The organism is Bacillus sp. mrc49 (assembly GCF_002803435.1).
Genome location: NZ_PHNG01000682.1, coordinates 1 through 3,305, shown reverse-complemented (window position 1 = coordinate 3,305; position 3,305 = coordinate 1). Strand labels below are relative to the sequence as shown.

At 41.0% G+C, this 3,305-nt stretch carries 4 protein-coding genes; 1 reads left to right on the top strand and 3 read right to left on the bottom strand.

Annotated features, from left to right (window positions below):
* The coding region (locus CVN76_RS10850; protein ID WP_269800033.1) for a glycerophosphodiester phosphodiesterase family protein at positions 1 to 421 on the bottom strand (421 nt) is incomplete at its 3' end.
* Positions 422 to 718: 297 nt separating this feature from the next.
* Between CVN76_RS10850 and CVN76_RS10845 the strand changes: the two genes are divergently transcribed.
* The gene (locus CVN76_RS10845) at positions 719 to 1,945 is read left to right on the top strand and encodes an ATP-binding protein (protein WP_100531251.1); all 1,227 of its coding nucleotides are present in this window, start codon (positions 719 to 721) and stop codon (positions 1,943 to 1,945) included.
* A gap of 46 nt (positions 1,946 to 1,991) precedes the next feature.
* Here CVN76_RS10845 and CVN76_RS10840 read toward each other — a convergent pair whose 3' ends face one another.
* Positions 1,992 to 2,822 (bottom strand): ABC transporter permease, encoded by an 831-nt coding sequence (locus tag CVN76_RS10840; RefSeq protein WP_100530084.1) that lies wholly within the window; start codon positions 2,820 to 2,822, stop codon positions 1,992 to 1,994.
* Positions 2,823 to 2,851: 29 nt separating this feature from the next.
* A partial coding sequence (locus tag CVN76_RS10835; RefSeq protein ID WP_157805637.1) for an ABC transporter ATP-binding protein occupies positions 2,852 to 3,305 on the bottom strand: 454 nt, incomplete at its 5' end.

Sequence of the window (3,305 nt, the reverse complement as noted above, 5' to 3'; positions counted from 1 at the left end):
ATACTTCAGGGGACTTTGTTTCTATATAGTAATTGGCCTCCCTGCCGAATTTCTTAAAGACTTCTTCCAAGGTGGGAACGACTAACCCTTCATATTTCTTTTTTGCCATTTGTGGATTTTTTTCATTGAACCACGTACCGGCATCCAGTTTTTTGATTTCGGTCAGCGTTAAATCTTTCACAAGGCCAGTGCCATCCGTCGTGCGATCGACACTTTCATCATGCATTGCTATCAATCTTCCATCCTTTGTCATCTGGAGATCGATTTCTATGTAATCACCCTTCATCCTTTCTCCTAATTGATAGGCGGGAATCGTATGTTCAGGTGCGTAACCGGATGCCCCGCGATGTGCAATATTCACAATTTTGTCCTCATAAATAGGTGAATTCGAATGATTTTCATGTGCGGCCGAGGCACTCATAGAAACAGCCTGCAATATAAAGGCCGCACCTATCATGCTTAACCCTGCTTTCTTTATGCTCTTTTTCACTTTCTCTCTCTCCCTTCCATCTTTACCATCAGTTTAAAAGGGAAATGTGAAGCTGCAGCAGTTATCGTGTAAAGAAACTCTATAATAGGTAAAATGAATATAATGACCTACTGGGCATTAGGAGGGCGCAAATCAACATTTTATGGAAATTTTCAACATTAAGCGATTTACAAAAAACACGTATCAGCTTACTATTAAACAAACAGAACATTAATCTTAAGGGGAATTATGTTAAAAAACTATCAATATTACCAAAACAAACAACGATTGATCATGAGGGCATTTATGGGCATGATATCCTTTTTACTATTGGTAGGCATTTCCGTATCACCAATCAGTTGGAAGGAAAATCCTTATGAAATGACTTTTCAGGTCATCCTCATATCTGGAATGATCATATCTTTGCTATTTTTCATTAAATCAGAAGGCAGCTTCTATAAAAGATTATTCATTTCCTTAATCACTGTTTATTTATATAGTAAATTCTGGGTATTTCCTGATACCGCAATCATGCTGGCATTATTTGCATTAGCGCCCTTGATCCCGATCTTTCTCTTCGATAAAATCGGGTTTTATATTGTCGCGACGTTAAATATCATATTAGGTCCTGCTTCCATCCTTATCATTTCGAATACAGATCTTCAAAACACTTATGAATATGTCTCCTTGGATAGCTTTGGAAACATATTGAATTTCATTGCCATCCAAATCATATTGGTATTTGTATTCATTGGAACCCATAATCGGATGGAATCGACAAATGCCTTCCAGAAGGAAATTCAGCAAGCCAAGCAATTGAGTTCGGTTGGTCAGCTTGCTGCGACCATTGCGCATGAGATCCGGAATCCCATTACAGTCGTGAAAGGGTTTGCCCAACTATTAGATCAAGAGAAAGAACTGAATGAAACGGAAAAATTTTATGTACAAACCATGCTTACTGAACTTGAATATACACAGGTAATCATCAATGACTATTTATCCTTGGCAAAGCCGCATACGGGTGATATACAGGTCATTGGCTTAAATGATGAAATCCAGAAGGTTTCCGATCTATTGACCAGCTTTGCCAATAATCGCAATATAGGCTTCCACCTTGATTTCCGCAGTGACCTACAATTGAATATGAATCCAATCGAGCTTAAACAAATACTCGTCAATATCATGAAAAACGGAATTGAATCGATGAACGATGCTGGTTTCATCAATGTCGAAACCGAGCAGGAACGCCATATGGCCAAAATACGAATAACGGATACAGGCATCGGCCTTTCCAAAGATCAGCTCGAAGCTCTAGGAACTCCGTTTTATTCGCTGAAAGATAGGGGAACAGGCATCGGGTTGACCGTTTGTTATTCCATCGTTCAAAAATACAAAGGAAAAATCGTCGTCCACAGCGAATTGAACAAAGGGACATCCTTCACGATTCATTTGCCTTTTTATAAAGAAACCAAATAAACATAAAATAAGGATGACCCCCATTGCCGGTGGTCATCCTTTTCCTTTATGCTTTGAAGCTATCTTGCCATTTGAGCAAATGATTTTCCAAAAAGCGAACAAATGAGTCTGAGATTTTACCAGCCAAGGCAAAAATGATGATGCCGACGAATACGATGTCCGTTTGCATGAATGAACGGGCATCCTGGATCATGAAGCCCACTCCCCTATCTGCTCCCAGCAATTCAGCGACCACCAAGCACATCCATGCGGAACTTAATGCTAAGCGAATCCCAAGCAATATATTGGGCAAGGCTGCCGGGATCATGAGCTTCGTTATTTGTTCCAAAGGGCTATACTCCAGGATTCTTGCCACATCATATAGCTTTTTATCCACATTCCGCAAACCCAAAAATGTTTGTAAATATAATGGGAAAAAAGCGCCTAATGCAATAAGCAGCACCTTGGATAGTTCACCAAATCCGAACCACATGATGAATAAAGGTGTTATCGCTAGTAAAGGAACCGTTCGTAACATTTGGATGCTTGGGTTTAAATATTCCTCGGATTTTTTTTGCATGCCTACGATGACACCGATCAACATCCCTAAAAAACCGCCTAATGCAAAGCCAAGAATCGCCCGAGTTAAACTGATTTGCAAATGGCCGGCCATTTCCCCTGATCGGACGAGATCTATGAAAGCCGTGACGATCAAGGATGGTGATGAGAATAATTGGGCCGGCATGATTCCGGCTGAACCCAATGCCTGCCAGGCAATCAATACTATTGAGGGCAGGAAAAAGCCACGCAATGCAGATTTGGCGATTTTTGATTGTTTTTTCCTTTCCCTCATGATAAGCTGCTTGTTTTGAGCAATGGTTTGTGAAGACATTTTCATCATCCTTTCCTTCTTTTTTCAAAAATCAATCAAATACTCCAATCTTCCCTATCCTGAGGCTGATGGTCCAGCAGGTTTAGGATATGGGATCTCAATTCCTGAAAAGACTTGCTTGTCCTCGTTCTTGGATATGGTAAATCAATGGGAACGATTGCCTTGATCCTTCCGGGCTTGGCATCCATGACGACCACTTTATTCGATAAAAAAAGCGATTCATCAATATCGTGGGTGACGAGCACCATCGTTGTCTTGTTCCTTTCCCATATTTCAAGTAAAGCTTCCTGAAGATGTGTTCGGGTGAATGCATCCAATGCACCGAAGGGCTCATCCAGCAACAAAACTTCAGGATTACGCAACAGCGCCCTGGCAATGGCAACACGCTGCGACATCCCGCCGGACAATTGACGCGGATATACCCTTTCAAATCCTTTAAGCTTAACAAGCGATATCAAATCGTCCACCCCTTTGCGTATATCCGGATTT

Excerpts from the sequence above, each read along its gene's own strand:
- CVN76_RS10845 (WP_100531251.1), top strand. The coding sequence starts at position 719 with ATGTTAAAAAACTATCAATATTACCAAAACAAACAACGATTGATCATG.
- CVN76_RS10840 (WP_100530084.1), bottom strand. The coding sequence starts at position 2,822 with ATGAAAATGTCTTCACAAACCATTGCTCAAAACAAGCAGCTTATCATG.